At 74.5% G+C, this 25,971-nt stretch carries 23 protein-coding genes; 16 read left to right on the forward strand and 7 right to left on the reverse strand.

Features of this window, described 5'->3' with window-relative positions; genetic code table 11:
- Positions 1 to 14: 14 nt before the first annotated feature.
- The gene (locus tag AC3AQ1_RS03455) at positions 15 to 578 is read right to left on the reverse strand and encodes a TetR/AcrR family transcriptional regulator (RefSeq protein WP_234417729.1); all 564 of its coding nucleotides are present in this window, start codon (positions 576 to 578) and stop codon (positions 15 to 17) included.
- Between the two features lie 61 nt (positions 579 to 639).
- Between AC3AQ1_RS03455 and AC3AQ1_RS03460 the strand changes: the two genes are divergently transcribed.
- From AC3AQ1_RS03460 to AC3AQ1_RS03475, 4 genes are read left to right on the forward strand one after another with little or no spacing between them, the layout of a single operon-like run.
- Positions 640 to 2,304 carry an ABC transporter substrate-binding protein gene (locus tag AC3AQ1_RS03460; protein WP_180359638.1) on the forward strand — a complete coding sequence of 555 codons (1,665 nt, stop codon included), beginning with the start codon at positions 640 to 642 and terminating at the stop codon, positions 2,302 to 2,304.
- Positions 2,301 to 3,287, forward strand: coding sequence for an ABC transporter permease (locus AC3AQ1_RS03465; RefSeq protein ID WP_234417730.1), 987 nt, complete (start codon positions 2,301 to 2,303; stop codon positions 3,285 to 3,287). Before AC3AQ1_RS03460 ends, AC3AQ1_RS03465 begins: the two co-directional genes overlap by 4 nt.
- Complete coding sequence (locus AC3AQ1_RS03470) at positions 3,284 to 4,096, forward strand: ABC transporter permease (protein ID WP_108717830.1); 813 nt, start codon at positions 3,284 to 3,286, stop codon at positions 4,094 to 4,096. Before AC3AQ1_RS03465 ends, AC3AQ1_RS03470 begins: the two co-directional genes overlap by 4 nt.
- The gene (locus AC3AQ1_RS03475) at positions 4,093 to 5,718 is read left to right on the forward strand and encodes an ATP-binding cassette domain-containing protein (protein ID WP_108717831.1); all 1,626 of its coding nucleotides are present in this window, start codon (positions 4,093 to 4,095) and stop codon (positions 5,716 to 5,718) included. The genes AC3AQ1_RS03470 and AC3AQ1_RS03475 overlap by 4 nt, the downstream gene beginning before the upstream one ends.
- 160 nt (positions 5,719 to 5,878) lie before the next feature.
- On the opposite strand, the gene AC3AQ1_RS03480 is transcribed toward AC3AQ1_RS03475, so the two are convergent.
- The 3 genes from AC3AQ1_RS03480 to AC3AQ1_RS03490 form a co-directional block, all read right to left on the reverse strand.
- Complete coding sequence (locus tag AC3AQ1_RS03480) at positions 5,879 to 7,597, reverse strand: putative PEP-binding protein (protein ID WP_108717832.1); 1,719 nt, start codon at positions 7,595 to 7,597, stop codon at positions 5,879 to 5,881.
- Positions 7,594 to 7,854: an HPr family phosphocarrier protein gene (locus AC3AQ1_RS03485; RefSeq protein ID WP_108717833.1), complete on the reverse strand. Its 261-nt coding sequence runs from the start codon at positions 7,852 to 7,854 to the stop codon at positions 7,594 to 7,596. The genes AC3AQ1_RS03480 and AC3AQ1_RS03485 overlap by 4 nt, the downstream gene beginning before the upstream one ends.
- Before the next feature lie 96 nt (positions 7,855 to 7,950).
- On the reverse strand, positions 7,951 to 8,712 hold the full coding sequence (locus AC3AQ1_RS03490; protein ID WP_234417732.1) for a GntR family transcriptional regulator: 762 nt from the start codon (positions 8,710 to 8,712) through the stop codon (positions 7,951 to 7,953).
- Positions 8,713 to 8,844: 132 nt separating this feature from the next.
- Between AC3AQ1_RS03490 and AC3AQ1_RS03495 the strand changes: the two genes are divergently transcribed.
- The 10 genes from AC3AQ1_RS03495 to AC3AQ1_RS03540 all read left to right on the forward strand — a co-directional run bounded on the left by AC3AQ1_RS03495 (position 8,845) and on the right by AC3AQ1_RS03540 (position 20,750).
- The gene (locus tag AC3AQ1_RS03495) at positions 8,845 to 9,306 is read left to right on the forward strand and encodes a PTS sugar transporter subunit IIA (RefSeq protein ID WP_108717834.1); all 462 of its coding nucleotides are present in this window, start codon (positions 8,845 to 8,847) and stop codon (positions 9,304 to 9,306) included.
- A 175-nt stretch (positions 9,307 to 9,481) separates the two neighbouring features.
- Positions 9,482 to 10,570, forward strand: coding sequence for a PTS transporter subunit EIIC (locus AC3AQ1_RS03500; protein WP_199916521.1), 1,089 nt, complete (start codon positions 9,482 to 9,484; stop codon positions 10,568 to 10,570).
- Entirely contained in the window at positions 10,571 to 11,356 is a 786-nt protein-coding gene (gene nagB, locus AC3AQ1_RS03505; RefSeq protein WP_108717835.1) for a glucosamine-6-phosphate deaminase, read from the forward strand.
- On the forward strand, positions 11,356 to 12,579 hold the full coding sequence (gene nagA / locus AC3AQ1_RS03510) for an N-acetylglucosamine-6-phosphate deacetylase (protein WP_108717836.1): 1,224 nt from the start codon (positions 11,356 to 11,358) through the stop codon (positions 12,577 to 12,579). Before nagB ends, nagA begins: the two co-directional genes overlap by 1 nt.
- A complete protein-coding gene (locus tag AC3AQ1_RS03515; RefSeq protein WP_108717837.1) occupies positions 12,576 to 13,499 on the forward strand; it encodes a DUF2510 domain-containing protein in 924 nt (307 codons plus the stop codon). Before nagA ends, AC3AQ1_RS03515 begins: the two co-directional genes overlap by 4 nt.
- 196 nt (positions 13,500 to 13,695) lie before the next feature.
- Positions 13,696 to 15,063 carry a coiled-coil domain-containing protein gene (locus tag AC3AQ1_RS03520; protein ID WP_108717838.1) on the forward strand — a complete coding sequence of 456 codons (1,368 nt, stop codon included), beginning with the start codon at positions 13,696 to 13,698 and terminating at the stop codon, positions 15,061 to 15,063.
- Positions 15,064 to 15,292: 229 nt separating this feature from the next.
- Positions 15,293 to 16,423, forward strand: coding sequence for a 23S rRNA (uracil(747)-C(5))-methyltransferase RlmC (gene rlmC / locus AC3AQ1_RS03525; RefSeq protein WP_108717839.1), 1,131 nt, complete (start codon positions 15,293 to 15,295; stop codon positions 16,421 to 16,423).
- 129 nt (positions 16,424 to 16,552) lie between these two features.
- The gene (locus AC3AQ1_RS03530; protein ID WP_108717840.1) at positions 16,553 to 16,975 is read left to right on the forward strand and encodes a VOC family protein; all 423 of its coding nucleotides are present in this window, start codon (positions 16,553 to 16,555) and stop codon (positions 16,973 to 16,975) included.
- Between the two features lie 36 nt (positions 16,976 to 17,011).
- Complete coding sequence (locus AC3AQ1_RS03535) at positions 17,012 to 19,609, forward strand: DEAD/DEAH box helicase (protein ID WP_108717841.1); 2,598 nt, start codon at positions 17,012 to 17,014, stop codon at positions 19,607 to 19,609.
- 91 nt (positions 19,610 to 19,700) lie between these two features.
- Positions 19,701 to 20,750 carry a DUF2510 domain-containing protein gene (locus AC3AQ1_RS03540; protein WP_159096361.1) on the forward strand — a complete coding sequence of 350 codons (1,050 nt, stop codon included), beginning with the start codon at positions 19,701 to 19,703 and terminating at the stop codon, positions 20,748 to 20,750.
- 58 nt (positions 20,751 to 20,808) lie between these two features.
- Here the strand turns inward: AC3AQ1_RS03540 and AC3AQ1_RS03545 are convergent, their stop codons facing one another.
- Both AC3AQ1_RS03545 and lplAB read right to left on the reverse strand, forming a co-directional pair.
- Entirely contained in the window at positions 20,809 to 21,399 is a 591-nt protein-coding gene (locus tag AC3AQ1_RS03545; RefSeq protein ID WP_108717843.1) for an HhH-GPD-type base excision DNA repair protein, read from the reverse strand.
- On the reverse strand, positions 21,396 to 22,457 hold the full coding sequence (gene lplAB / locus AC3AQ1_RS03550) for a lipoate-protein ligase LplAB (RefSeq protein ID WP_108717844.1): 1,062 nt from the start codon (positions 22,455 to 22,457) through the stop codon (positions 21,396 to 21,398). The genes AC3AQ1_RS03545 and lplAB overlap by 4 nt, the downstream gene beginning before the upstream one ends.
- A gap of 149 nt (positions 22,458 to 22,606) precedes the next feature.
- Between lplAB and AC3AQ1_RS03555 the strand changes: the two genes are divergently transcribed.
- Complete coding sequence (locus AC3AQ1_RS03555; protein WP_199916522.1) at positions 22,607 to 23,356, forward strand: hypothetical protein; 750 nt, start codon at positions 22,607 to 22,609, stop codon at positions 23,354 to 23,356.
- A 63-nt stretch (positions 23,357 to 23,419) separates the two neighbouring features.
- On the opposite strand, the gene cimA is transcribed toward AC3AQ1_RS03555, so the two are convergent.
- Positions 23,420 to 25,027 carry a citramalate synthase gene (gene cimA / locus AC3AQ1_RS03560; RefSeq protein WP_108717845.1) on the reverse strand — a complete coding sequence of 536 codons (1,608 nt, stop codon included), beginning with the start codon at positions 25,025 to 25,027 and terminating at the stop codon, positions 23,420 to 23,422.
- A 263-nt stretch (positions 25,028 to 25,290) separates the two neighbouring features.
- On the opposite strand from cimA, the gene AC3AQ1_RS03565 reads away from it, so the two are divergent.
- Positions 25,291 to 25,452 carry a hypothetical protein gene (locus AC3AQ1_RS03565; RefSeq protein WP_159096362.1) on the forward strand — a complete coding sequence of 54 codons (162 nt, stop codon included), beginning with the start codon at positions 25,291 to 25,293 and terminating at the stop codon, positions 25,450 to 25,452.
- Positions 25,453 to 25,971: the final 519 nt, after the last annotated feature.

A 25,971-nucleotide genomic window follows, 5' to 3' on the forward strand; every position in this document is an offset into this window, starting at 1 on the left:
CCCGGCGCGCGCACTCAGCCCAGCGTCGCCCTCACCGCCTCGTCCAGCAGAGCCACGAGGTCGGTGCGGCCCGCACCCGCGAGCGACCACTCCTGGACCGCCGCGAGCAGGCAGCCCGCGTAGGCCCCTGCCCTGGACCGGGCCACGAGGGGCGTGGCGCCGCCTGCCCGGAGCGCCGGCGTGAGCGCGTCGCGCACGTCGGCAAGGCGGCGCACCGCGGCGAGCCGCAGCTCCTCGCCCAGCCCCATCGCCTCGCCCTGGGCGAACGCCATCGCGACGTTCTCCGCCGGCAGGCCGGCCGCGAGCTCGCGCAACGCCTCGGCCACGTCCGCCCCGTCGGCGAGCCGGGCACGCAGGGCCACGACAGCGTCGTCGAACCTCGCCCACAGCAGGTCGCTCTTGGCCTCGACGTAGTTGAAGAAGGTGGACCGGCTCACGCCGGCTCGGGACGTGATGTCCGCCACGGAGGTCGCGGCGTACCCGCGTTCGAGGAACAGCTCGCAGGCGGCCTCCTCGAGGAGATCGCGGGACGCCGCGCGCGGCCGTCCCACGCGCCTGCGCTCCGTCCCCTGCGTCACGGCGCCCATCGTAGGGGTCGTATTGTTGGACGCCGACCAACAATCACGTGAAAGGCCTCCGGTGCGCCGACCCGCCCTCCTCCCCCTGACCGCCACGCTGGCGTCTGCAGCCCTCCTGCTCGCCGCGTGCAGCGGCACCGCCGGCGACGACGCCTCGGGAGCGCCCGACGCCTCCGGCGACGCCGGCGCCGCCACACCGTCAGCCGGCGGCACGCTCGTGTACGCCTCGGGCGACGCCGAGCCCACGTGCCTCGACCCGCACGTCGGCGGCAACTACCCGCAGGCTCTGCTCGCCTCCCAGTTCCTCGAACCGCTCGTCGGCCGCGACGCCGACGGGACGATCACGCCGTGGCTCGCGACCGAGTGGACCACCTCCGACGACGGCCTGACGTGGGACTTCACGCTCGCCGAGCGCACGTTCACCGACGGCACCGCGTTCGACGCCGAGGCGGTCAAGGCGAACGTCGAGCACCTCAAGGACCCCGCCACCGGCTCCTCCACCGGCTACCTCGCGCTGGCCAAGGTCGACTCCGTCGAGGTGGTCGACGCCCAGCACGCCCGGTTCCACCTCAGCGAGCCGGACGCGGCGCTGCTGGAGTCCCTCTCCCAGCCGTGGACGGCGATGGAGTCACCCACGGGGATCGCGCGCGGCACGGACGCCAACTGCCTCGCGCCGGTCGGCACCGGTCCGTTCGTCGTGACCGGTTCGACGCCCCAGCAGCAGGTCGACCTCGTCCGCAACGACGACTACGTCCGGCCGGACGGGACCGCCGAGCCGGCGCTGCTGGACGGGATCACCTGGCGCTTCCTCCCCGACGCGGCAACCCGGTACGCCGCGCTGATCTCCGGCGAGGTGCAGGTGATCGACAACCCGCAGCCGGACACGATCGCGGCCGCCGACGCGGACTCCTCGCTCGGCGTCGAGCACATCGACGCGCCGAGGCCGGGCAGCGTCAACCGGATCGAGCTCAACTCCGGCCAGGCGCCCTTCGACGACCTGGCGGTGCGCGAGGCGTTCATCCGGGCGGCCGACCCCGAGCCCGGCATCGAGACCCTCTTCGCCGGCGTGACCGAGCGGTCCTTCTCCCCGCTCGCGTCCGTGGAGCCGCTCGCGTACTCCGACCCGGACCTGTTCACCACCGACGTCGAGGCGGCGAACGCGCTGCTGGACCAGGCGGGCTGGACCACCCGGGACGCCGACGGCGTGCGGACGAAGGACGGCAACCGCCTCACCGTGCGGATGCCCGTGAGCACCAACCAGTCTGTCGCGGCCGAGCAGTCGCTGTTCGAGCAGATCCAGGCCAACGTCGCCGGTGTCGGGTTCGAGCTCGTGCTGGAGCCGATGGACCTCGGCGCCTGGTACACGGCGCTCGGCAACAAGGAGTACGAGGCCGTCTCGGCGCCCTACACGAAGGTCGGCCCGGACGTGCTGCGCATCCTCTACCACTCCGACGGCACCGTGCCCGCGCCGTCGGGCTACTTCGCCAACCACGCCTTCGTGCGCGACGCCGAGCTGGACGCGTGGCTCGACGAGGCCGCCTCCACCCAGGACGACGACCGGCGCGCCGAGCTCGTGCAGCAGGCCCAGCAGCGGGTCCTCGAGGGCTTCTACATCCTCCCGCTGTACGACCAGCAGAACCACTTCCTCGTCCGTGGCGCCACCGGGGTCGACGTGCTCCACACCGTCTCCACCCCGACGTTCGTGGACGCCTCGCTCACCTCGTGAGCGGGTCCGGCGTGCGGGCCGCGGCCGGCTGGGTGCTGCGCACCCTGGGGCGCGCGCTCACGGTCGTGGTCGTGACGGCGACCGTGGTGTTCCTCGCGCTGCGGCTGGCCGGCGGCGACCCGGTCGAGGCGGTCCTCGGCGGTCCGGGCTCCCAGGCCGGACCGGAGGCCGTGGCGGCCGCGCGCGCGCAGTACGGCCTCGACCTGCCGCTGTGGCAGCAGTACCTCGTGCAGCTGCGCAACGTGCTCACGCTCGACCTCGGGGACTCCTACGCGCGACGGGTCCCGGTGAGCGACCTGCTCACCGCGCAGCTGCCGGCCACCGCCGTGCTCGCCCTGACGTCGCTCGCACTCGCCTGGGTGATCGCGCTCGCGGTAGCCGTGCTGGCGACGACGGCGCGGGGCCGGCTCGGGCGCGCCGCCGCCCGCGTCCTGCGCGGCGGTGAGCTCGTGGCCAGCGTGCTGCCGCACTTCTGGCTCGGCGCCGTGCTCATCGTGGTCTTCGCGAGCACGCTGCACTGGTTCCCGGCGACGAGCACGCCGGGCTCCCCCGCCTCGCTCGTGCTGCCGACGGTGACGCTGGCCGTCCCGCTCGCGGGGTTCCTCGGCCAGCTCGTGCGCGACTCCCTCGAGGAGGCCGAGTCTGCCCCGTTCGCCACCACGGCGCGGGCGCGCGGCGCCTCGCCGACCCGCGTGCTCGGTCGGCACACGCTGCGGCACGCCGTCCTGCCGGCCGTCTCCCTGTCCGGCTGGGCGTTCGGCTCGCTGCTCTCCGGCGCCGTCGTCGTCGAGGTGCTGTTCGGTCGGCCCGGGCTGGGCCGCCTGCTCGTGGACGCGACGCTCGTGCGCGACGTGCCCGTGGTGGTCGGCGCCGTCGTGGTCGTCGCGCTCGCCTACGTCGTGCTCACCGTCGTCGTCGAGGCCCTCGAGCTCGCCCTTGACCCGCGCCGTCGCGCGGGCGACGCGCTCGTGGCCGCCGCATGAGGCGCGCGCTGCGCGGCTTCACGCCGGGCGCCTGGGTGGCGCTCGCCGTCGTCGTCGTCATGCTCGTCATGGTCGTGGCACCGGGGCTGATCGCGCCCGGTGACCCGACGGCGATCGCGCCACGCGAGGCGTTCGAGCCGCCCTCGCTCGCGCACCCGTTCGGCACCGACGAGTCCGGCCGTGACGTGTGGACGAGGGTGGTGCACGGCGCCGTGTCCTCGCTCGGCGTCGGTCTGCAGGCGACGGTGATCGGCGTCGCGCTCGCGATGGTGCTGGGGTTCGCGGCCGGGCTCGGGCCGCGGTGGCTCGACGCGGGGATCGCCCGGGTGGTCGAGGTGCTGTACGCGCTGCCGACCATGGTGCTGGCCCTGCTCCTCGTCACGGTGCGAGGCCCCGGGCTCGCGGCGTCCGTGCTCGCCGTGGGCCTGGCGACTGCGCCCGGGTACGCCCGGATCCTGCGCTCGCGGGTGCGCGGCGTCGCGACGTCGGGCTACGTCGCGGCCGCGCGCCTGGATGGACTCGCGCCGGCGCGCGTCCTCACCCGGCACATCGCGCCCAACGCGCTGTGGCCGCTCGTCGCGGTGCTGACCCTCGGCATCGGCCAGGCCGTGGTGTGGGTCGCGGGCCTGAGCTTCCTCGGCCTCGGCGCGCTGCCGCCGTCGCCGGAGTGGGGCGCGATGCTCAACGCCGGGCGCGTCTACCTCACGACCGCCTGGTGGCTCACGGTGGGTCCGGGCCTCGCGATCACGGTGACCGCCGCGGCGCTGACGGCACTGGGGCGCGCGTTCGGGCGGGTGGGGGTCGCATGAGCGGGCGGACAGGTGAGCCGATGCTCACCCCGGCGCCGGTGCGGGACGCCGAGCCGGTGCTCGCCGTCGCGGACCTGCGGGTCTCCTTCCGCAGCCTCGAGGTGCTGCGCGGCCTGGACCTGCGCGTGCACGCGGGCGAGTGCCTCGCCGTCGTCGGGCCCTCCGGCGCGGGCAAGTCGGTGCTCGCGCGCTCGCTGCTCGGACTGGCCGGCGAGGGCGGCGCTCCCGCGCGGGTCGCGGCGGCGACGCTGCGGATCGCGGGCCGGGACCTGCGCGGCGCGCGCGAGCGCGACTGGCGGCGCGTGCGCGGGCGGCACGTCGGGCTCGTCCTGCAGGACGCGCTCGGCTCGCTCGACCCGCTGCGCACGGTGCACGCCGAGGTCGCCGAGACCCTGCACACCTCCGGCCGTCCGGCGGCGCGGGGGTCGGCCCCCGTCGGGGAGCGGGTTCGTGACGCCCTCGCGCGCGCCGGCCTGCCCGAGCCCGACGTCGTGGCGCGCCAGCGCCCGGGCGCGCTCTCGGGCGGCATGCGCCAGCGCGCGCTCATCGCCTCGGCGATCGTGGCCGAGCCGCCGCTGCTCGTGCTCGACGAGCCGACCACCGCCCTCGACGCGACGGTCGCGGCCGACGTGCTCGCGCTGCTCGGGCGCCTGCGCGACGCCGGCACCGCGCTGCTGCTGGTCACGCACGACCTCGGCGCCGTCGCCCGGATCGCCGATCGCGTCGTCGTGCTCGCCGACGGGCGCGCGGTCGAGGAGGGTCCGACGGCGCGGGTGCTCACCGAGCCCCACCACGCCGTCACCCGCGGCCTGCTCGCGGCGCTCCCCCGCGGGCCGAAGCCGCCCCCGGCGCCCGTGATCGGGACCGACGTGCTCCTGGCCGGGCACGGCCTGCGCCGCACCTACCCGCTGCCGGGACGCGGACCACGCGGGGCGCGCACCGCCGTCGACGGCGTGGCCGTCACCGTGCGCCGCGGCGAGGCGCTGGGGATCGTGGGCGAGTCGGGCTCGGGCAAGTCGACGCTGACCCGCCTGCTGCTCGCCGCCGAGCGACCGGACGAGGGCACGGTCGAGCTCGACCGCGCACCCTGGTCGGACCTGCCGGAGGCCCGACGGCGAGCCCGCCGCGCGCGGATCCGGCTCGTCCCGCAGGACGTGCTCGCGAGCATGGACCCGCGCCGGGACGTGCGCCGGATCCTGCGCGACGCGGGCGCGAGCAACCCGGTCGCGCTGCTCGCCCGCGTGCACCTGGGACCCGAGGTCGCCGACCGGATGCCGCGGAGCCTGTCGGGCGGCCAGCGGCAGCGGGTCGCGATCGCGCGGGCCCTTGCGGCCGACCCGGAGCTGCTCGTGCTGGACGAGCCGGTCTCGGCGCTCGACGTCGCCGTCCAGGCGGGGATCCTCGACCTGCTGCGCGAGGTGCAGGATGCCGGGACCGCACTGGTCCTCGTGTCGCACGACCTCGCCGTCGTGCGCCGGCTGTGCGACCGCGTGCTCGTGCTGAGCGAGGGTCGCGTCGTGGAGGAGGGCGCCGTGGAGACGGTCTGGGCGCAGCCGCGGTCGGAGGTCACGCGGGCGCTGCTGGCCGCCGCGTCCCCCGTGGGCGGACGCGGCGGCCGGTAGCCGGGCTGTCGCCGGCGCGCTCGGCGCGCTCGGCGCGCCCGCTGCGCCCGCCGCGCGCGGCGCCGAGAACGGCCCGAGGCGACGAGAACGGTCCGCTGGGGGCCGTCCTCGTCGCCTCGGGCCGTTCCTGCGGCGCGGACGAGCGGGCGGGCTGCTCGACTCAGGCGAGCAGGTCCCGCGTGGTCGGGTCCAGCAGAGCCACGACGGCGTCGCGCGCCTGGGTCGGACCCGTCGCCGCGAGCGCAGCAGCCGCCATCGCCTGGCACTGCTCGAGCGTGTGGTGGCGCAGCGCGAAGCGCACCGCGGGCACCGCGCCGAGCGACATCGACAGGCTCGTGATCCCGAGCCCCTTGAGGACGAGCGCCATGAGCGGGTCCGCGGCCGACTCGCCGCACACCCCCACGGGCTTGCCGAGCTCGGTCCCGGCGCGGGCCGTCGCGGCGACGAGGTCGAGCACGGCGGGCTGCCAGCGGTCGAGCAGGTCCGCGAGGTCGCCCTTGAGCCGGTCGGTGGCCATCGCGTACTGCGCCAGGTCGTTCGTGCCGATCGAGACGAAGTCGACCTGCTCGAGGATCTCCTTCGCCCGCAGCGCGGCCGCCGGGACCTCGACCATGACGCCGACCTTGGCCAGACCCGCGGCGCGCGCGTCAGCCGCGAACTCCGCCGCCTCGGCGGGCGTCGCGATCATCGGGGCCATCACCCACGGCTGGGTCCCCGTCGCCTCGGCCGCTGCCGCGAGTGCCGTGAGCTGGTCCACCATGAGCTGCGGGTGGATCCGGCCGATCCGGTAGCCGCGCACGCCGAGGGCGGGGTTCTCCTCGCCCGGCAGCGTCGCGAACGCGAGCGGCTTGTCGGCGCCGGCGTCCAGGGTGCGCACCACGACCTTGCGACCGCCGAACGCCGCGAGGGCCGCGGTGTACTCCTTCTGCTGCGCGGCGACGGGGGGCGCCGTCTGCGCGTCGAGGAACAGCACCTCGGTCCGGAACAGCCCGCTGCCCGCGACGGTCCGCGCGTCGTCGGCGGCCGCGGCACGCTCGGCGTCCGCGGCGGTCCCGATGTTGACGAGCAGGTCGATCGGGTCGCCGTCCTTCGTCGCCCCCGGCGCGGTGTCCTCCTCGAGCGCGCGCTCGGCCTCGGTCCGCTTCGCGACGGCCTCGACCGCAGCGTCGTCGGGCGAAACCTCGAGCGTGCTGTGCCGCGCGTCCACGAGCACGCGCGTGCCGTCCTCGAGCGACGTCGCGCCCGTCACCTGCACGAGGCACGGCAGGCCGAGCTGCCCGGCGATGATCGCGGTGTGCCCGGTGGGACCGCCCAGCTCGGTGACGATGGCCAGCACGTACCGCAGGTCCAGCGCCGCGGTGTCGGCGGGCGCGAGATCGCGCGCGACGACGACGCTCGGCTCGTGCAGGTCCGGCACGCCGGGGGCGGGTTGGCCCGCCACGACGGCGACCACGCGGTCGCGCACGGACGCCAGGTCCGTGACGCGCTCGGCCATGAGGCCGCCCGCGGCCGTGAACATGTCGATGAAGGCGCCGACGGCGGAGCGGACGGCGGCGACCGGCGGCTTGCCGCCGGCCAGCTCGCGCTTGGCGCGCGCGGCGAGCGCGGGGTCCGCGGCGATCTGCGCCGTCGCGCCGAGCACCTCGGCGAGGCTGCCGGAGCTGCGCGCGGCGCGCGCGGACAGGTCGGCCGAGACCGTCCGGAAGGCCGCGAGCACCGTGTCGGCGAGCTCCTCCTCGGGCACGGGCACGCCGTCGCGCACCACGACGGTGTCCTCGGGCACCTCGACCGGTTCGCGCACCTGCACCACCGGGCCGACGACGGCGCGGCGGCCGACCCCGACGCCGGCGAGGACGCGCGGGCTGACGGGCGCGGTCATGACGCGTCGAGGTCGGCGGCCACGAGCTCGGCGACCTTGTCCAGGCCGGCCTCGTCGTCGCTCGTGAGCTCGACCTCCTCGCCCGCACCGATGCCGAGCGACATGAGCATGAGGATGCTCGAGGCGTCCACGCCTTCCTCGCCGACGCGCGCGATGAGGACGGGCTCAGCCGCCTCGGCTGCGGCGGCGGCGACGAGCGAGGCGGGACGTGCGTGCAGGCCGGAAGACGACCCGACGGTGACGGTGCGAGCTGCCATGGTGATTCCTTCACTTCCTGCCCCGTGGGGCGACTGCGCGACACCACGCCCGGACCGGCCGGAGGTGGTCGTGGGCATCCTGCCCGATTTCCCCGGCTACGTCCCGGAGAGCGACATGTGGATCTGGTACCGGTCGCCCCGGTACCAGGAGGTGACGTACTCGACGGGCCGCCCGGAGGCTCGCGACGTCCGGCGGAACACCATGAGCGGCGCCCCGACGCCGACCCCGAGCGGATCCGCGGTCGACCGGGTCGCGAGCTCGGACCACACGGTCTGCTCGGCGCCGTCGATCCGCAGGCCGTAGCCGAGCGCCATGATGCTGTAGAGGGACCCGGTCAGCTCGATGCCGCCCAGGTCCGGCAGCAGGCGGTTGCTGTAAAAGCCGCGCTCGAGCGCCATGGGCGCGCCGCCGGCCAGGCGCAGCCGCTCGATCTCCCAGACCTCCTCGTCGGGGGCGAGCCCGAGCGCGGCGGCGACCTCCACGGGTGCGGGCACGAGCCGGACGTGGCGCACGAGCGTGGACGGGACGAGGCCGCGTCGGCGCATGTCGTCGGTGAACGAGGCGAGGTGCAGCCGGGACTCCACGCGATCGGCGGCCACGAACGTGCCCTTGCCGTGCACGCGGTAGAGGCGCTGCTCCTCCACGAGCTGGCGGATCGCCTCGCGGACGGTCGCGCGGCTGACCCCGAACTCGGCCATGAGCTCGCGCTCGGAGGGGATGGCCTGGTGCGGGGCCCATTGCGAGGTCACGCGCTCGAGCAGGATCGCGCGCAGCTGTGCGTGCTTCGTGACGGGGCCGTCCACGACGGCGTCCGGCGCCCTCGCAGCATCGTCTGCCCCTTCGACCACCTCGACCACGCCAGCCCCTCTCGGCCTGCTCCGCGCTGTTGACACGTCCTCGATCTGGTACCAGCATACTCACACTGGTACGAACCAGTAAGAACCAGTTGTCCGACGAGACACTCGCACCCGCACCCACGAGGAGCCCCCATGGCCACCACCGTCCTCTCGCCCCTCGCGGGCCGCGCCGTCGCCCTGGCGGACGTCCCCGACCCCGTGTTCTCCCAGGGCATCGTCGGCCCGGGCGCGGCGATCGACCCGACGGCCGACGTGCTCGACGTCGTGGCACCGATCGCGGGCACCCTCGTCAAGGTGTTCCCGCACGCGTTCGTCATCGCCGGCGCCGACGGCGTGGGCGTCCTCGTGCACCTCGGCATCGACACCGTGAAGCTCGACGGCGAGGGGTTCACCGTCCTGGTCGAGCAGGGCTCGACCGTCGCCGCCGGCGACCCCGTGGTCATCTGGGACGTGCCGGCGATCGTCGCCGCGGGCTACAGCCCCGTCTCCCCCGTGATCGTCATGGACCGCGCGGCCGAGCTCGTCGCGGTCGCCGACGGGGTCGAGGGTGCGGCGACGCAGCCCGGCCAGCCCCTGCTCACCGTCTCGGCCTGACCGCCGCGCTGCCGTTCGACCGCTGCCGTTCGACCGCTGCCGTTCGACCGGCCGACCGCTGTCGGTCGACCGGCCGACCGCTGTCGGTCGACCGGCCGATCCCTGCCGGTCGACCGCCGACCGCTGACCTCTGACCTCTGACTTCTGATCCTCCGATCTCGAGGGAGACCGTTCCATGACCACCGCCACCGCGACCCCCGCGAAGCCGGCGAAGAAGCCGCTCCGCATCCCGGGGTTCACGGGCCTCGGCGAGTTCATCACCGGTGCCGGCGCGTTCGGTGCGTTCGTGTACGGCTTCGCGAACCGCATGCTGATCCCGGTCGGCCTGCACCACATCGTGAACTCCTACGTGTGGTTCCTCTACGGCTCCTACGACGGCCCCAACGGCGTCGTGACCGGTGAGCTCACGCGGTTCGCCGCGGGCGACCCGACGGCGGGCGCGCTCACCTCGGGCTTCTACCCGGTCCTCATGTTCGGCCTGCCCGCCGCAGCGCTCGCAATGATCCACCTCGCCGACAAGCGGCAGCGCAAGACGGCGATCGGCATCCTCGGCGCGGCCGGCATCACCGCGTTCCTCACCGGCGTGACCGAGCCGCTCGAGTTCGCGTTCATGTTCGTCGCGTTCCCGCTGTACGTGGTGCACGCGATCCTCACCGGCCTGTCGCTGGCGATCGCCCACACGCTCGACATCCACCTCGGGTTCTCGTTCTCCGCCGGCCTCATCGACCTGCTGCTCTACGGCACGGCGCCGGCCGCGAAGAACATCCCGCTGCTGCTCATCATGGGCGTCGTCTACTTCTTCGTGTACTACGTCATCTTCCGCCTCGTCGTGAAGCGTTGGAACCTGCGCACGCCGGGCCGCGAGCCGGAGGCGGAGTTCGAGGCCGAGCAGGCCGAGAACAGCTCGGAGGAGCTCGTCTCGACCACCGTGGCATCCACACCGGCGGCCGCCGGGGCGGTCTCCAGCGACGGGGCCGTCAGCGCAAGCGCCGCCGCAGCGGCCGCAGCGGCCACGACGGCGAGCAGCGCGACGGCGAGCAAGGCCGAGCAGCTCATCGCAGCCTTCGGGGGTCGCGAGAACCTCGTCAACGTCGACGCCTGCATCACGCGTCTGCGGATGGAGGTCACCGACAAGGACAAGGTCGACAAGGCGCGTCTCAAGGCGCTCGGCGCAGCCGGCGTGATCGAGGTGGGCAACAACGTCCAGGCGGTCTTCGGCACGCAGGCCGAGGCCCTCAAGAACGACATCAAGGACGTGCTCTAGATGGAGGTCATCGTCGTCGAGCGGCCCGAGGACGCCGCGCCGATCGTCGCGGACGCGTACTCCCGCCTGCTCGCCGCCAAGCCCGACGCCGTCCTCGGCCTGGCCACCGGGTCGACCCCGCTCGGCGTGTACGACGAGCTCGTCCGGCGGTACGAGGCCGGTGAGCTCACGTTCGCGAGCGCCCGCGCGTTCCTGCTGGACGAGTACGTCGGGCTCCCGGCCGACCACCCCGAGCGCTACCGCGCGTTCATCGAGCGCGTCTTCACCGGGCGCGTGGACCTGCGCCCGGACGCCGTCCAAGGACCCGACGGCCTGGCCGAGGACCTGTCGGCGGCCGGCGTGGCGTACGACGCCGCGATCCGGGAGGCCGGCGGGATCGACCTCCAGATCCTCGGGATCGGGGCTGACGGGCACCTCGCGTTCAACATGCCGATGTCGAGCCTGACCGGCCGCACCCGGCTCAAGACGCTCACCCCGAAGACCCGGCTGGACAACGCGCGGTTCTTCGACGACGACCTGGACCAGGTACCGCGGCACTGCCTCACCCAGGGGCTCGGCACGATCATGGAGTCCCGGCACGCCGTGATGCTCGGCTTCGGACTGAACAAGGCGCAGGCCGTGCGGGAGTGCGTGGAGGGCGCCGTCTCGGCGCGTTGGCCCGCGTCGGTCCTGCAGCTGCACCCGCACGCCACGGTCGTCGTCGACGCCGAGGCCGCCAGCCAGCTCACGTTCCGCGAGTACTACCGCACCACGTACGACGGCAAGCCCGACTGGCAGGGCATCTGATGGTCACGATCCGCGCGGGGCGCGTGCTGCTCGACGGAGCGTTCACGGGCCCCGCGCAGCTCGCCGTCGAGGGCGGCCGGATCGCGTCGGTGACCGTGGGCGACGCGCTCGCCGGCGCGCCCGCCGCCGACGTCGACCTCGGCGCGGCGACCCTGACGCCCGGCCTTCTGGACCTGCAGATCAACGGCTCCTTCGGCGCGGACTTCGCCGACGCGACCCCCGAGCAGTGGACGCGCGTGCTCGGCGGACTCGCCGCGCGCGGCGTCACGGCGGTCCAGCCGACGATCATCACGGCACCGCTCGCCCAGCTCGGGGGCGCGTTCGCCCGGGTGCGGCAGGCGCGGGACGAGAACGCGGGCGCCCCCGCGGCGCGGGTGCTGGGCGCGCACCTCGAGGGGCCGTTCATCTCCCCCGCCCGCAAGGGGACGCACCGCCCGGACTGGATGGTCGAGCCGAGCCCGGAGCACCTCGACGTGCTCCTGGCGCACCCGGCCACGCGGGAGGTCCTCACGACGCTCACGCTGGCCCCGGAGCTGCCGCACGCCCTCGACGCCACGCGGCGCCTCGTGGCCGAGGGCGTCGTCGCCGCCGTGGGGCACAGCGACGCCACGGCCGCGCAGGTGCACGCCGCGGCCGATGCGGGCGCCACGATGACGACGCACGTGTTCAACGCGCAGCGCCCGCTCGGCCACCGCGAGCCCGGTGTCCCGGGGGCGGTGCTCACGGACGAGCGGTTCTACGTCGGCACGATCGTGGACGGTCAGCACCTGGACCCGAGCGTCGTGCGGCTCGTCTACACGGCCGCAGCGGGCCGCGCTATCGCCGTCACCGACGCGATCGTCACGGCCGGGCTGCCCAACCACACGTGGCTGCAGTTCGGCGGCCGACCTGTGGCGAACGACGACACCGGCCTCGGCCGGCGGGAGGACGGCACGATCACGGGCGCCGGCATCGTCCTGGACGAGGGCGTGCGCCGCATGGTGGCCTCCGGGCTCGACGCCGCCACGGTGCTCGCCTCGTGCACCGAGGTGGCCGCCCGCTCGCTCGGTCGCGCCGACCTGGGACGCCTCGCGGTCGGGGCGCACGCCGACCTCGTCGCGTGGGACTCCTCGTGGCACCCGATTCGCGTGTGGGTCGGTGGGAGCGAGATCGCCGCGAGCGTCGGGACCGACGCCGTGTCCGGTTGGACGACGAGCGCGGGCGCGAGCACAATCCGGGCATGACTCACCCCGCGGGTTGGTACCCGGACGGTTCCGGACGTCAGCGCTGGTGGGACGGCACGGCGTGGACGGAGGACACGCGCGACGCCGGCCATGCCGCGAGCCCCGGGGCGGGCACGACGGCGAGCACCGCCTGGCAGCCCGGCGCCACCTCCGCGCCCGGCACCGGCGCGACGGCGAGCACCGCCTGGCAGCCCGGCGCCACCTCCGCGCCCGGCGGCCCCGTCGTGTCGGCCCCGGGTGCCCCGGGCGGCCAGTCCGGTGCCCCGGGTCAGCCGACGTCCGCCGGCTACGGCAAGATCCCCTCGGCCGGACGTCCCGACGGGTACGGCCCGGGCGGCTACCAGGCTCCGGGCACGCCCGCGTACGGTCAGGCGACGGTGAGCCCGGCCTACGGCCAACCCGGCGCTCCCGCCTACGGCCGGCCGGGAGGTGCGCCCGCCCAGCCCGGCGCCCCGTACGGTGGCGCGCCGGGCGGCGCCCCGCGCAGGCGCACCGGCGTGGTGGTGGGCATCATCGTCGCCGTCGTGGTGCTGATCGTCGCCATCCTCGCGGTCGTGTTCTTCTCGGTCCGGTCCCAGACGGCCGGCCCGCTCCACGCGGTCACCGACTACAACGACGCCTGGGACGCCGAGGACTGCCAGCTCCTCGTCTCATCCGTGACCAACGAGTTCTGGCAGTCCACGTGGGCGAGCTGCGACTCGTTCGAGGTCGACGCCGCGGAGTTCAACGCCAGCCTGCAGAACGGTGCCGACTCCTACGAGTGGCGGGCGACCTCGACGAGCGTCTCGGGCTCGACGGCCACCGTGGAGGTCGCGGAGAGCTGGACGGACTCCTCCGGCCAGCATCAGAGCGCCGACGTCACGTTCAACCTCGTCAAGCAGGGCGGCGGCTGGCTCGTGGACTCTGTCACCAGTGACTGACCTGCAGCGCCCAGCACGCCGCGACGCTCCGACCGGGCGTCCCACCTGCCCGCCACTGCCTGCCGCCCGGGACAGCCCCGGTCGCCCGGGCCGCGCCGGCAGTCGGGCAGCTCCAGCAGTCGGGCAGCCCGGGCAGCCGGGCGGCTGGCACGCCCGGCCCCCGGGAGGGCCCACGGCGCCGACCTAGACTCGACTCATGGCGGGATTCTGGGGACGCTCGCGTCGGGCCGAGGAGAAGGCGCAGCAGGACGAGCAGGACCGGGTCCTCGCGGACCGCGCCGCCTCGGCGCTCGTCTCCGCGGACGAACGCCTCCGCCTCACCCGGGACGAGCTCGCGTTCGCCACGGCCGAGCTCGGTGAGGCCGCGACCGGCGACCTCGCCGCGGCGCTCGCATCCGTGAGCCACCACCTCGACGAGGCGTTCCGGCTGCACCAGCTCAACGTCGACGACATCCCCGACACCCCGCAGGAGCAGCGCGAGCGCAACGCGCGCATCGTGCAGCTCGCGGAGTGGGCGACCGGCCTCGTCGAGGAGCGCACCGCCGCGCTGGCGGACCAGGTCGCCCGGGTGCGCGAGGCCCCCGAGGTCGCGGACCGGGTCCGCGCCGAGGCCGCGGCGATCCGCGCCCGGCTGCCGCAGGCCCACGAGACGCTGACCCGTCTGGCCGAGCGCTACTCCCCCGAGGCGCTGCGCCAGGTCGCGGGCAACGCGACCGAGGCCGAGCAGCTGCTCGGGTTCGCCGAGCAGGGCATCGACGTCGCGGCCCGACGGCGCGACGCGGGTCAGGCGTCGCAGGCGACGCTCGCCCTCGAGGCCGCTACCGAGAGCGTGCGCCGCAGCGCGGTGCTGCTGGACGCCGTCGAGAGCTTCGAGCTCGAGGCGCTGCGCGCGCAGGCGGCGCTCTCCGCCGTCGTCGCCGACTCGCGCGACGACCTCGTCGCCGTGCGTGACGTGCCCGCGACGCCCGAGGTCGCGGCCGCCGCTGGCGAGCTGCAGGAGGCGCTGGCCGCGCTCACCGGTCCCGGTACGCCGTCGGACCCGTTCACCGACCTCACGCGGCTGCGCGCGGCGAACACGGCGCTCGACGCGGCCGTCGCGAGGGCGGCCGAGCGCGCCGCGCGTCCGGTGCCCTCGGCCGCCCACGTGCGGCACGCGGAGGACGACGCCGAGCGGCAGCTCGCGGTGGCGCGCGACGTGATCGCCGGTCACCGCGGCTACATCGGGGCGGATGCGCGCACGCGCCTCGCGGAGGCCGAGCGCGCCCTCACGGAGCTCCGCCGCAGCCCCTCGGACGAGGAGTCCCGAGAGCAGGACCTCGCGCTCGCGCGCCGTGCCGCGGACCTCGCGGGGCAGGCGCTCGCGCTCGCGCAGCGCGACATCGACGCGGGCCGGGACTCCCTGCCCGGCGGGGCGGGGCGCTGGGACTCCCCCCGGCGGGGCGGCGGGCTCGGCGGGTTCGGCGGGCCGATGGGCGGACGTGGCAGCAACGACATGGGCGGGTTGATCGGCGGCGTCCTCGGCGGGATGGTGCTCGGCGAGGTCCTCGAGGACTTCTTCGACTGACCCCACGCGTCGCGCGCACGCACGCGGCACGCCACGCGCGGAGACGCCGGTCACGGCGGAGACAGACCTCGATGAACTCGGAGAGTTCACCGGGCCTCGGCGCGCGGGCTCCGGGCTCCGAGCCACCCGAGCGACGTCCGCGCGCACGAGCCTGCGTGACGTCCGGATCGCGGTCGACGGGCAGGAGCGGGAGACGCCCGACGGCGCGCCGCCTCGTACGCTGAACGCGATGCGCTGCGACTACTTCGAGGCCGGCCGGTGCCGCTCGTGCACCGAGCTCACCGTGCCGTACCCGCGGCAGCTCGACGCGAAGGTGCGCGCCGTCCAGGACCTCGTGCGCACGCCGGGGCTGACCTGGCTCGATCCCGTCCCGAGCCGCGAGCGCCGCTTCCGCAACAAGGCGAAGATGGTGGTCGGCGGCACCGTCGCGCATCCGCTGCTCGGCATCCAGGCACCGTTCGCGGGCGCCGGCGTGGTCAACGACCTGCGGCACTGCCCCCTGCACGAGGAGGCCGTCGAGGCCGCGCTGCCGATCCTGGCCGACTTCGTCCGCACGGCCGCGCTCACCCCGTACGACGTGCCCACCCGGCGCGGGGAGCTCAAGCACGTGCTGGTCACCGCCAGTCCCGACGGCGAGCTCATGGTTCGCCTCGTCCTGCGCTCACGCGAGGCGGAGGCCCGGGTGCGCAAGCACCTGCCCGGGCTCCTCGCCGCGCTGCCGTCGCTCGCCGTCGTGAGCCTCAACATCCTGCCGGCGCACGCCGCGGTGCTCGAGGGTGCGCAGGAGATCGTCCTGCACGGCGACACGCTCACGATGCGCGTCAACGACCTGTCGCTGCACCTGCGGCCGCGCTCCTTCTTCCAGACCAACACCGAGGTCGCGGCCGCGCTGTACCGGGCGGCGACGTCGTGGCTCACCGAGCGCGCCCCCGCCACGCTGTGGGACCTGTACTGCGGCGTGGGCGGGTTTGCGCTGCACGCCGCGCGTGCGCTGCCGGGGCTCGCCGTCGAGGGCGTCGAGGTCTCGGCCGAGGCGATCGCGAGCGCCACCCGGACCGCGCAGGAGCTCGACCTCGCGTCCGCGCGGTTCGTCGCGGGCGATGCCACGAACCTCGTGCCGACCACGGGCCCGGTGCCCGACGTCGTCGTGGTGAACCCGCCGCGACGCGGCATCGGACCGGACCTTGCGGCGTGGCTCGAGGAGTCAGGGGTCGGCACGGTCCTGTACTCCTCGTGCAACGCGCGCAGCCTCGCCGCCGACCTCGCGGCGATGCCGTCCTTGCGACCGGTGCGCGCGCAGGTGCTCGACATGTTCCCGCAGACGGCGCACTACGAGGTGCTCACGCTGCTGGAGCGCTGACGTCGCGGTGATGCGGCGCCGACGCCGCGCCGATGTGGCGCCGACGCCGCGCCGACCGATGAACCCGTGTCGGTGCGCCGGTCTACCGTCACGTCATCCCGATCCCGGGACCACACGAAGGAGCGCACCGTGGCCACCAACATCAACCCCTACCTGCACTTCCGCGGCCAGGCGCGGGAGGCGATGACCTTCTACGCCGACCTCCTGGGTGGCGAGCTCACCTCCTCCACCCTCGGGGAGTTCGGGATGGGCGGCGAGGACGCCGACAAGCTCATGCACGCCCAGATCACCGTCGACGGCCGCGCCGTCCTCATGGGTGCCGACACCCCGTCGTTCATGGCGCAGCCCGAGGGCACGTCGGTGGACGTCTCCCTGTTCGGGGGGCCGGAGGACGCCGAGGCGATGCACGAGCAGTGGAACCGGCTCGCCGAGGGCGCCACGATCCAGCAGCCGCTCGAGAAGGCGCCCTGGGGCGACGAGTACGGCTCGCTCGTGGACCGGTTCGGGGTGACGTGGATGCTCAACATCGGGGGCGGTGGCGACGGGCAGTAGCACTCGCCCGCGGCGGGGCTGAACTACGGTCGTGCGGTGACCGTCCTCAGCCCCGCCCACCCGCTCGCCCTGCCTCCGGGCACGAGCCCCGAGGCGACGTACGAGGCGTTCGAGGCCTACGCGGCCGCCCGCGGGCTGACGCCCTACCCGCACCAGGAGGAGGCCGCGCTCGCGATCGTCGCGGGCGAGCACGTCGTGCTCGCGACGCCGACGGGCAGCGGCAAGAGCCTGGTCGCCGTCGTCGCGCACGCGGCGGCCCTCGCCCGCGGCGCACGCACGTACTACACGGCCCCAGTCAAGGCCCTCGTGAGCGAGAAGTTCTTCGACCTCGCGGCCACGTTCGGCGCCGGATGCGTCGGGATGATCACCGGTGACGTCGCGATCAACCCGGACGCGCCGATCCTGTGCTGCACGGCCGAGATCCTCGCGGCCCAGACGCTGCGCGGCCAGCTGGGCGCCACGCCGTCGAGCACCGAGAACGACGCCGACCTCGTGGTCGTCGCCGACGAGTTCCACTTCTACGCCGACCCGCAGCGCGGCTCGGCGTGGCAGATCCCGCTCCTGGACCTGCCCGGGGCGCAGTTCGTGCTGCTCTCGGCGACGCTCGGCGAGATGACCGACCTCGTGGCGGACCTGACCCGCCGCACCGGCCGCGGCGCCCAGGTCATCGCGCACACCCAGCGACCCGTTCCGCTCACCTTCCGCTACTCCCTCGAGCCGCTCACCGAGGTGATCGAGGAGCTGCTCGGCACCCGGCGCGATCCGGTGTACGTCGTCCACTTCACGCAGGCCGCGGCGCTCGAGCGGGCGCAGGCGCTCACGTCGATCCAGGTCACCACGAAGGAGCAGCGCGCCGCGATCGCGCAAGCGCTGGCCGGCGAGCGGTTCGCCGGCGGCTTCGGCAGCACGCTCTCGCGGCTGCTGCGGCTCGGCATCGGCGTGCACCACGCGGGCATGCTGCCGCGCTACCGGCGTCTCGTGGAACGCCTCGTCCAGGCCGGTCACCTGCGCGTCGTGTGCGGCACCGACACGCTCGGCGTCGGGGTGAACATGCCCATCCGGACCGTGGTGTTCACCGGCCTGACGAAGTTCGACGGCGTCCGCCAGCGTCACCTCACGGCGCGGGAGTTCCACCAGATCTCCGGCCGCGCAGGCCGGGCCGGCTTCGACACCGTGGGCGACGTCGTCGTGCAGGCGCCCGACCACGTCATCGAGAACGCCCGGGCGCTGGCCAAGGCGGGCGACGACGAGCGCAAGCGCCGCAAGATCGTGCGCAAGAAGGCGCCCGAGGGGCAGGTCAACTGGACGGACAAGACGTTCGAGCGGCTTCGCGACGCCGAGCCCGAGCCGCTGACCAGCCAGCTGGCGGTCACGCACGCGATGGTGCTCGGCGTGCTCGAGCGCCCGGGCGACCCGGTCGCGCGCGCCTGGCGCCTGCTCTCCGACAACCACGAGCCGCACCGCGCGGCCAACCCGCTCGTGCGGCGCGCGGTGGGCATCTACCGGTCGCTGCGCACCGCGGGCCTCGTCGAGCACACCCCGCGCAGCCGGGTCGCGCCCGGTGAACCGACGGTGCGCCTGGTCGCCGAGGTCCCGGACGAGTTCGCCCTCAACTCCCCGCTCTCCCCGTTCGCCCTCGCGGCCCTGGACCTGCTGGACCCCGACGCCGAGCCGTTCGCGCGGGCGCTCGACGTCGTGTCGGTGGTCGAGGCGACGACGCCGGGGCCGCGGCCGGTCCTCATGGCGCAGCAGCACGCCGCGCGCGGCGAGGCGGTCGCCGCGATGAAGTCCGAGGGGCTGGAGTACGAGGAGCGGATGGAGCTGCTCGAGGACGTCACCTACCCCCAGCCGCTCGCCGAGCTGCTCGGCGCGGCCTGGACGCCGTACGTGCGCGCGAACCCGTGGGCCGCGGAGCAGGAGCTGGAGCCCAAGTCCGTCGTCCGCGAGATGGTCGAGACCGGGATGACATTCTCCGAGCTCGTCTCGCGGTACGGCGTCCAGCGCTCGGAGGGCGTGGTGCTGCGCTACCTCACGGACGTCTACCGCAGCCTGCGCCAGGTGGTGCCGGAGGCGTGGCGCACGAGCGAGGTGGACGACGTCGTGACCTGGCTTGGCGAGGTCGTGCGGCAGGTGGACTCCTCGCTGCTGGACGAGTGGGAGGCGCTCGCCGGTGCGTCCGCGGACGCGGCCGACGGCCTCACGGACGAGGAGGTCGAGCGCGCCGAGCGCCGGTTCGGTGACTCCGAGACCCCGCCGCCCTTCTCCGCGAACGAGCGCGCGGTCCGCGTCGCGGCCCGCGGGGCGGCATTCCGCCGGGTCGAGCTCCTCGCGCGCGAGGACTACGCGGCCCTCGGCGCGCTGGACGGCGCGGCGGGCTGGGACGCGCAGCGCTGGCGCGACCAGCTCGAGCCGTACTGGGCCGAGTACGACCACCTCGCGACCGACGGCGCCGCCCGGTCCGCAGCACTCGTGCTGCTGGAGGACTACGGCCGCGTGCGGCGGCTCGAGCAGATCCTCGACGACCCCTCGGGCGACCGCGACTGGCGCCTCGTGCTCGAGGTGGACCTCGACGCGAGTGACGCGGCCGGGGAGCTCGTCGTCCGACCGGTCAGTCTGGGTCCGTGGCAGGCCTGAGGCGAGCGACGGCGGGCCGAGCGGCCGGTCGCACCGCCCGGCCCGCGGGCCCAGCGAGCCGCCGGTCCGACTTCCGGGGGAGAATGAGGCCGTGCTGACGAACGACCCGGGGTGGTACCCCGACCCCCAGGGCGAGCGCCAGGTCCGGTTCTGGGACGGCGAGGCGTGGACGGAGTACGTCCAGCCGCTCGCCCCGGTCGCGGTGCGTACGCACGGCTCCGACACCGCGGTCGAGGACTACCCCTACCTCGCCGACGCCGATCTGCGGGCGAGCCACGAGCCGCGCATCGTCTCGACGTGGGAGCCCGAGGCGATCACGATCCCCGGGCGAGCCCGCCCGCGCCGGCGCCGGTCCGCGCTCGGCTGGTGGATCGCCGGCGGTGCGGTCACCGTCCTCGTCATCGTCGTCGCGCTGATCGCGGCCCTAGTGAACCAGGGCCCGGCGGTCGACCCCGCCGCCGGCCCCTCCGCCGGGTCCTCGCCCGGGGTGGCCGCCGGCCAGGCCTCGCCGGGCTCGCCCGCGACGGTCTCGGTCCCCGACGGCGGGTCCGCCCTCGTGGCGATCGAGGTACCCGAGGCGGGCTCGTACCTCCTCACCGCGGCGGCGGCCGAGGACGTCGCCGCCGAGCTGAGCCTCGACGGCACCGTGCTGTGGTCGGGTGACGACCGCGGCAACGACCTCGCCGGCATCATCGGCGGCTCCTGGTCCGACCCGGCCGGGTTCGTGCAGCTCGAGGCCGGCACCTACACCCTCACCGTCACCGAGCACGACGGCGTGGCGACCTCCGCGGAGGTGGCGATCTACGCCGTCGAGGCCGTCGACGTCGCCGTCGGGCAGACCACCGACGTGACGATCCCCGCGGGCGGATACACGGTGCTGCGGCTGACCGGTGACGCCGAGCAGCGCGTCGCGTTCGACGTGCGCGCCTCGGGCGACTGGGAGGACGCGCGGCTCACGTACTTCCCGAGCGGGCGCGCCACGCTCGCGGACGACCGGGGTCCGCAGGCCGCGAGCGAGAAGGGTGGCACCGAGTACGACCCCTATCTCGAGGCGACCTTCCCGGCCGGCTCGTCGTTCCTCGTGCTGGACGAGTACGACCAGCACGAGATCACGGTGTCCGTCGCGGTGACACCCGTCTAGCGCCGCTGCGCCGACGTCGCTGACGTCCGGCGCCGCCGTGGCTCCCGTGGGCCGGGAGTCAGCCCTTCGCGGCGCGCGCCGCCGCCTTGGCCGCCTGCTTCGTCGCCCGCACCTGCAGGAGCGAGTCGGCGTCGGTGACGTCGGCGATGGACCGCCGCGAGCCCTCCTCGCCGTACGCCCCGGCAGCCTCGCGCCACCCGGCGGGAGTCACGCCGCGCTGCTTGCCGAGCAGAGCGAGGAAGATCCGCGCCTTCTGGTCGCCGAACCCCGGAAGTGCCTTGAGCCGCGAGAGAACGGTCGCGGCGTCCGGGGTGGCGCCGTCGGCGTCGGTCCAGATCGCGGTGACGTCGCCGTCGTAGCGGTGCACGACGGCGCGCGCCACCTCCTGCACCCGGCCCGCCATCGAGCCGGGGTAGCGGTGCACGGCGGGCGGCGTGCGGCACAGCTCCGCGAACGCCTCAGGATCGGCGGCCGCGATCGCCTCCGGGGCGATCGAGCCGAGCCGCTGCTCGATCTTGGCGGGACCGGCGAAGGCGGTCTCCATCGCGACCTGCTGGTCCAGGAGCATGCCGATGAGCAGGGCGAACGGGTCGCGCTCGAGGAGCGCGTCGGCCTCGGGATCGCCGGTCAGCCACAGCGGGCGCGTCATGGCACCCGATTCAACCACTCGGGGGTGGCGAACTTCGTGGCGACCAGGCGCTCGGCCTCGGCGCGCTCGGCCGCGGTGATCTCGCCGGGGACGGTGGCGTGCCGCGAGGCGAACGTGGCCGCGAAGGAGTCGATGATCTCCGCGCGCGGCAGGCCCGTCTGGCTGCGCAGCGGGTCCACGCGCTTGTTCGCGCTGCGGGTGCCCTTGTCCGAGAGCTTCTCGCGCCCGATGCGCAGGACGTCGAGCATCGCGTCGGCGTCGATGTCGTAGGACATCGTGACGTGGTGGAGCACCGCGCCGGAGGCGTACCGCTTCTGCGCGGCGCCGGCGATCTTGCCCGCCGGAGAGGTGATGTCGTTGAGCGGGACGTACGTCGCCTGGATGCCGAGGTCGCGCAGCGCGGCCAGCACCCAGTCGTCGAGGAACGCGTAGGACTGCTCGAAGCTCAGGCCCTCGACGAGCGAGGCCGGCACGTAGAGCGAGTAGGTGATCGTGTTGCCGGGCTGGATGAACATCGCGCCGCCACCGGAGACGCGCCGGGTGACCGTGACGTCCTGGCGAGCCACGCCGTCGGGGTCCACCTCGTTGCGCATCGACTGGAAGGACCCGATGACGACGACGTTGCGCTCCCACTCCCAGAACCGCAGCGTCGGGCCGCGCGTCCCGGCGCCCACCGCCTGCGCGAGCACCTCGTCCAGGGCCATCTGCATGAACGGGAGCTCGGCCTCACCGCGGATGACCTCGAACGTGTGGTCGTGCCAGCTCGTGGCGTGGCCGAGGGCGCGACGCACCGCGATCGCGACGGCCTCGGGGCTGAACCCCACCATGACGGTGTCGTCGCCGACGGCGCGCGCCACCACCTGAGCCATCGCCTGGACCGGGGTGCTCGCCGGCAGGCCGGTGAGCGCGCGGTTGATGTCGAGGATCGCGTCGTCGGGCTCGAGGAAGAAGTCGCCCGAGACGACGACGTCCGCGAGAACCGCGTCGTCCCCCTCCCCCGATGTCGTCAGGTCGACGACGACGAGCTTGCCTCCGGGCACCTTGTACTCACCATGCACGTGGCCATTATCCCCGACCCCCTCAGCCCTCCCGCAGGGGTGGTGCTCGTCTCGTCGCGGGCCGCCACTCGTGCGGCTGAGAGCAACATCGCACGACGCGCACCTCGCGGCGCGTTGCCGATCGGCTCCCCGTCCACCACGCTGGGGCCATGGCATGGTTCCCGTGGCGTCGCAAGAAGGACGAGGCTCAGGCACAGCCCGAGCCCGTCGAGGAGGCAGTTCTTCCGGTGCCCGAGCCGGAGCCGGAGCTTGCACCGGAACCGGAACCGGAACCCGAGCCGGAACCCGAACCCGAGCCCGAGCCGGAACCCGAACCCGATCCGGAACCCGAGCCGCAGCCCGAACCCACCCCCGAGCCCGAGCCAGAACCCGAACCCGATCCGGAACCCGAGCCGCAGCCGCAGCCGGAACCCGAGCCGCAGCCCGAGCCCGAACTCGACATAGCCCCGTGGCCGGAGCCGCAGCCCGGTGAGAGCCCGCTCGAGCAGGACTTCGAGCCGGAGCCCGTGCGCGAGCAGGACCTCGAGCCCCCGCGCGAACCACGCGACCTGGTCCCGTCGGCCGACGGCGCGCCGACCCCGGTCGCGGCGTGGAACCCGAACCTCAGCGGGGTCGGCGGCGTCGTCGTCCGCATCGAGCAGGTCGCGCTGTCGCACGCCCCGGTCGCCGACGACCTGCGGACCGCGGTGCAGCAGGGTCTCGAGCTCGCCGTCGGGCCCGACTCCCCCGCACCCGCCGACGCGCCGCAGGACCACCCCGTCGTGCTGCACGTGACGATCGTCGAGGACCTCGTGGACGACGACGTGGAGCAGGCCATCATCGCGATGCGCAAGCAGTTGAGCCGCAAGGCCGCCCGCGTGCGCCTCGTCGTCGACCAGGTGCCGCGCGACGAGCTGTAGCCCGTCAGCCGCGCGGGCAGCAGCCGGACCGGCAGCGCCGGTGCGGGCCGGCCCAGCCGCTCCTCAGCGCGGCTCGACCCCCGCCTGGACGAGCCCGAAGACGAGCGCGTCCACGAGCGCCTCGTACGCCGCCTCGAGGATGTTGGGCCCCACGCCGACGGTGCTCCACACGCTCGCGCCGTCGGAGGTCTGGATGAGCACGCGCGTCACGGCGTCGGTGCCGTGCGACGTGTCGAGCAGGCGCACGCGGAAGTCGACGAGCTCGAACGAGGCGATCTCCGGGTAGGTCCCCAGGAGTGCCTCGCGCAGCGCGTGGTCGAGCGCGTTGACGGGACCGTTGCCCTCGCCGGTCTGCACGACCCGCGCACCGCCGGCGTGCAGCTTGACGGTGGCCTCGCACTCGCCGTCGCCCCCGATCCGCTCGGAGTACAGCACCGACGCGCGCCAGCTCTCCACCCGGAAGTACGCGGGACGGTGACCGTCGAGCTCCTCCTGCAAGAGCAGCGCGAAGGAGGCGTCGGCCGCGTCGAACGTGTAGCCGTTCGCCTCGGCGTTCTTCACCCGGTCGACGACCTTGCCAAGGATCTCGGGCCGGCCGGTGAGGTCGATCCCGAGCTCGCGACCCTTGAGCTCGATCGACGCGCGCCCCGCCATGTCGGAGACGAGCATCCGCATGTCGTTGCCCACCAGCGTGGGGTCGATGTGCTGGTACAGGTCGGGGTCGACGCGGATCGCGCTCGCGTGCAGCCCGGCCTTGTGCGCGAACGCGCTCGCGCCGATGTACGGCTGGCGCCCGAACGGCGGGATGTTGGTCACCTCGCTGACCGAGTGCGCGATCCGGGTCACCTCGGTGAGCGCGCCGGGCACGAGACAGCGTGCCCCGAGCTTGAGCTCGAGGTTCGCGACGACGGCGAGCAGGTCGGCGTTGCCGGTCCGCTCGCCGTACCCGTTCACCGTGCCCTGGACCTGCCGCGCCCCGGCCTGGACGGCAGCGACGGAGTTCGCGACGGCGCACCCGGAGTCGTTGTGCGCGTGGATCCCCAGGCGCCCCGAGGTGCGGGTGCGCACCTCGGCGACGACCGCGTGCACCCAGTCCGGCAGCATCCCTCCGTTGGTGTCGCACAGCACGACGTCGCTCGCCCCCGCGGTGAACGCGGCCTCGACCGCCCGAAGGGCGTACTCGGGGTCGAACCGGTAGCCGTCGAAGAAGTGCTCGGCGTCGACGATGACGCGGCGTCCCTCCCCCGCGAGGTACCGCACGGTGTCGGCGATCATCGCGAGGTTCTCCTCGCCGTCGGTGCGTAGCGCGCGCTCGACGTGCCGGATGTCGCTCTTCGCCACCAGCGTCACGATCGACGCCTCGGAGTCCAGCAGGGCGCGCACCTGCACGTCGTCGTGCGCGCGGGTGCCAGCCTTGCGGGTCGACCCGAACGCCGCCAGCTCGGCGTGGCGCAGGTCCAGCTCCTTGGCCGCGAGCGCGAAGAACTCGGTGTCCTTCGGGATCGCACCGGGCCAGCCGCCCTCGATCACCGCCACTCCGAGCTCGTCCAGCAGCGGTGCGATGAGCATCTTGTCCGCCACCGTGAGGTTCATTCCCTCCTGCTGCGCACCGTCGCGCAGGGTGGTGTCGTAGATCTCGACGGTCTCGCCGTCGAGGGTCGGCGTCGTCATGACGTGCCTCTCGAGTGATGCCTGGGGCGAGGTCGCTGCCGGCTCGTGACCGGAGGCCCATGACCTCACCGGGGGTTCCCGTCCGCCGTGCCCGGAGTGTGGGTTCCCCCGGACACACAAAAGCCTCCCGGGGTACGGGAGGCGGCGCGTCCGGGTGGGCCGGACGCGCTAGGTAATAAGCAGGGCGGGGTGTGCCACGGCAACAGTGTGCCACACCCGTCCGTGCGCGCCGTGCGCACACCCGCACCCGACGGCGCCAGTTCGTGCGCCGTCCGGCTCCCACGATCGGCGACGACGGCGGCTTCGTGCCCGACCCCGACGGTCGCGAGATCCGGGTGTGGACGCGCGTGGACGCGCGGCTCATGTTCGAGGACATGTGGCTGCGGTTCGTGGCCCTCGACGAGTGGGCGTCCGCGGCCGGGTAGGGCTTTTCGGGGCCAGTCGGCGCGTCCCGGCTCGTCCCGCCTCACCCGCCCCGCTCGTCCCGCCTCACCCGCCCCCTCCGCTCGTCCGTCCCACCCGCTCCACCCGCCCACCCCTTCGGTCGCCGGGTACGGCCCGTGGCGACGAGAACGGCCCGTGGCGACGAGAACGGCCCGCAGCGGACCGTTCTCGTCGCAGTGGGCCGTTCTCGATCAGCCGGCGAGCGCGCCGGCCGGCTGGACGGCCCGCAGCGGACCGTTCTCGTCGCAGTAGACCGTTCTCGGCGAACGCGAGGCGATGCGCCACACCCGGTGGTGACGCACGGCCCGACGGCGAGCACGCCGGCCTCGAGGCGGCGCGCCACACCCGGTGGTGAAGCACGGCCCGACGGCGAGCACGCCGGCCCCAAGGCGGCGCACCAACACCGGTGGTGACGTGCGTGCGGGCGGTGGCTCGCCGTCGTGCGCCTGCGCCATCGGCAGCCGCACGACGGCGTGTGTCGCGTCGATCGGTCGACGCGC

This window comes from Miniimonas sp. S16 (assembly GCF_057748195.1).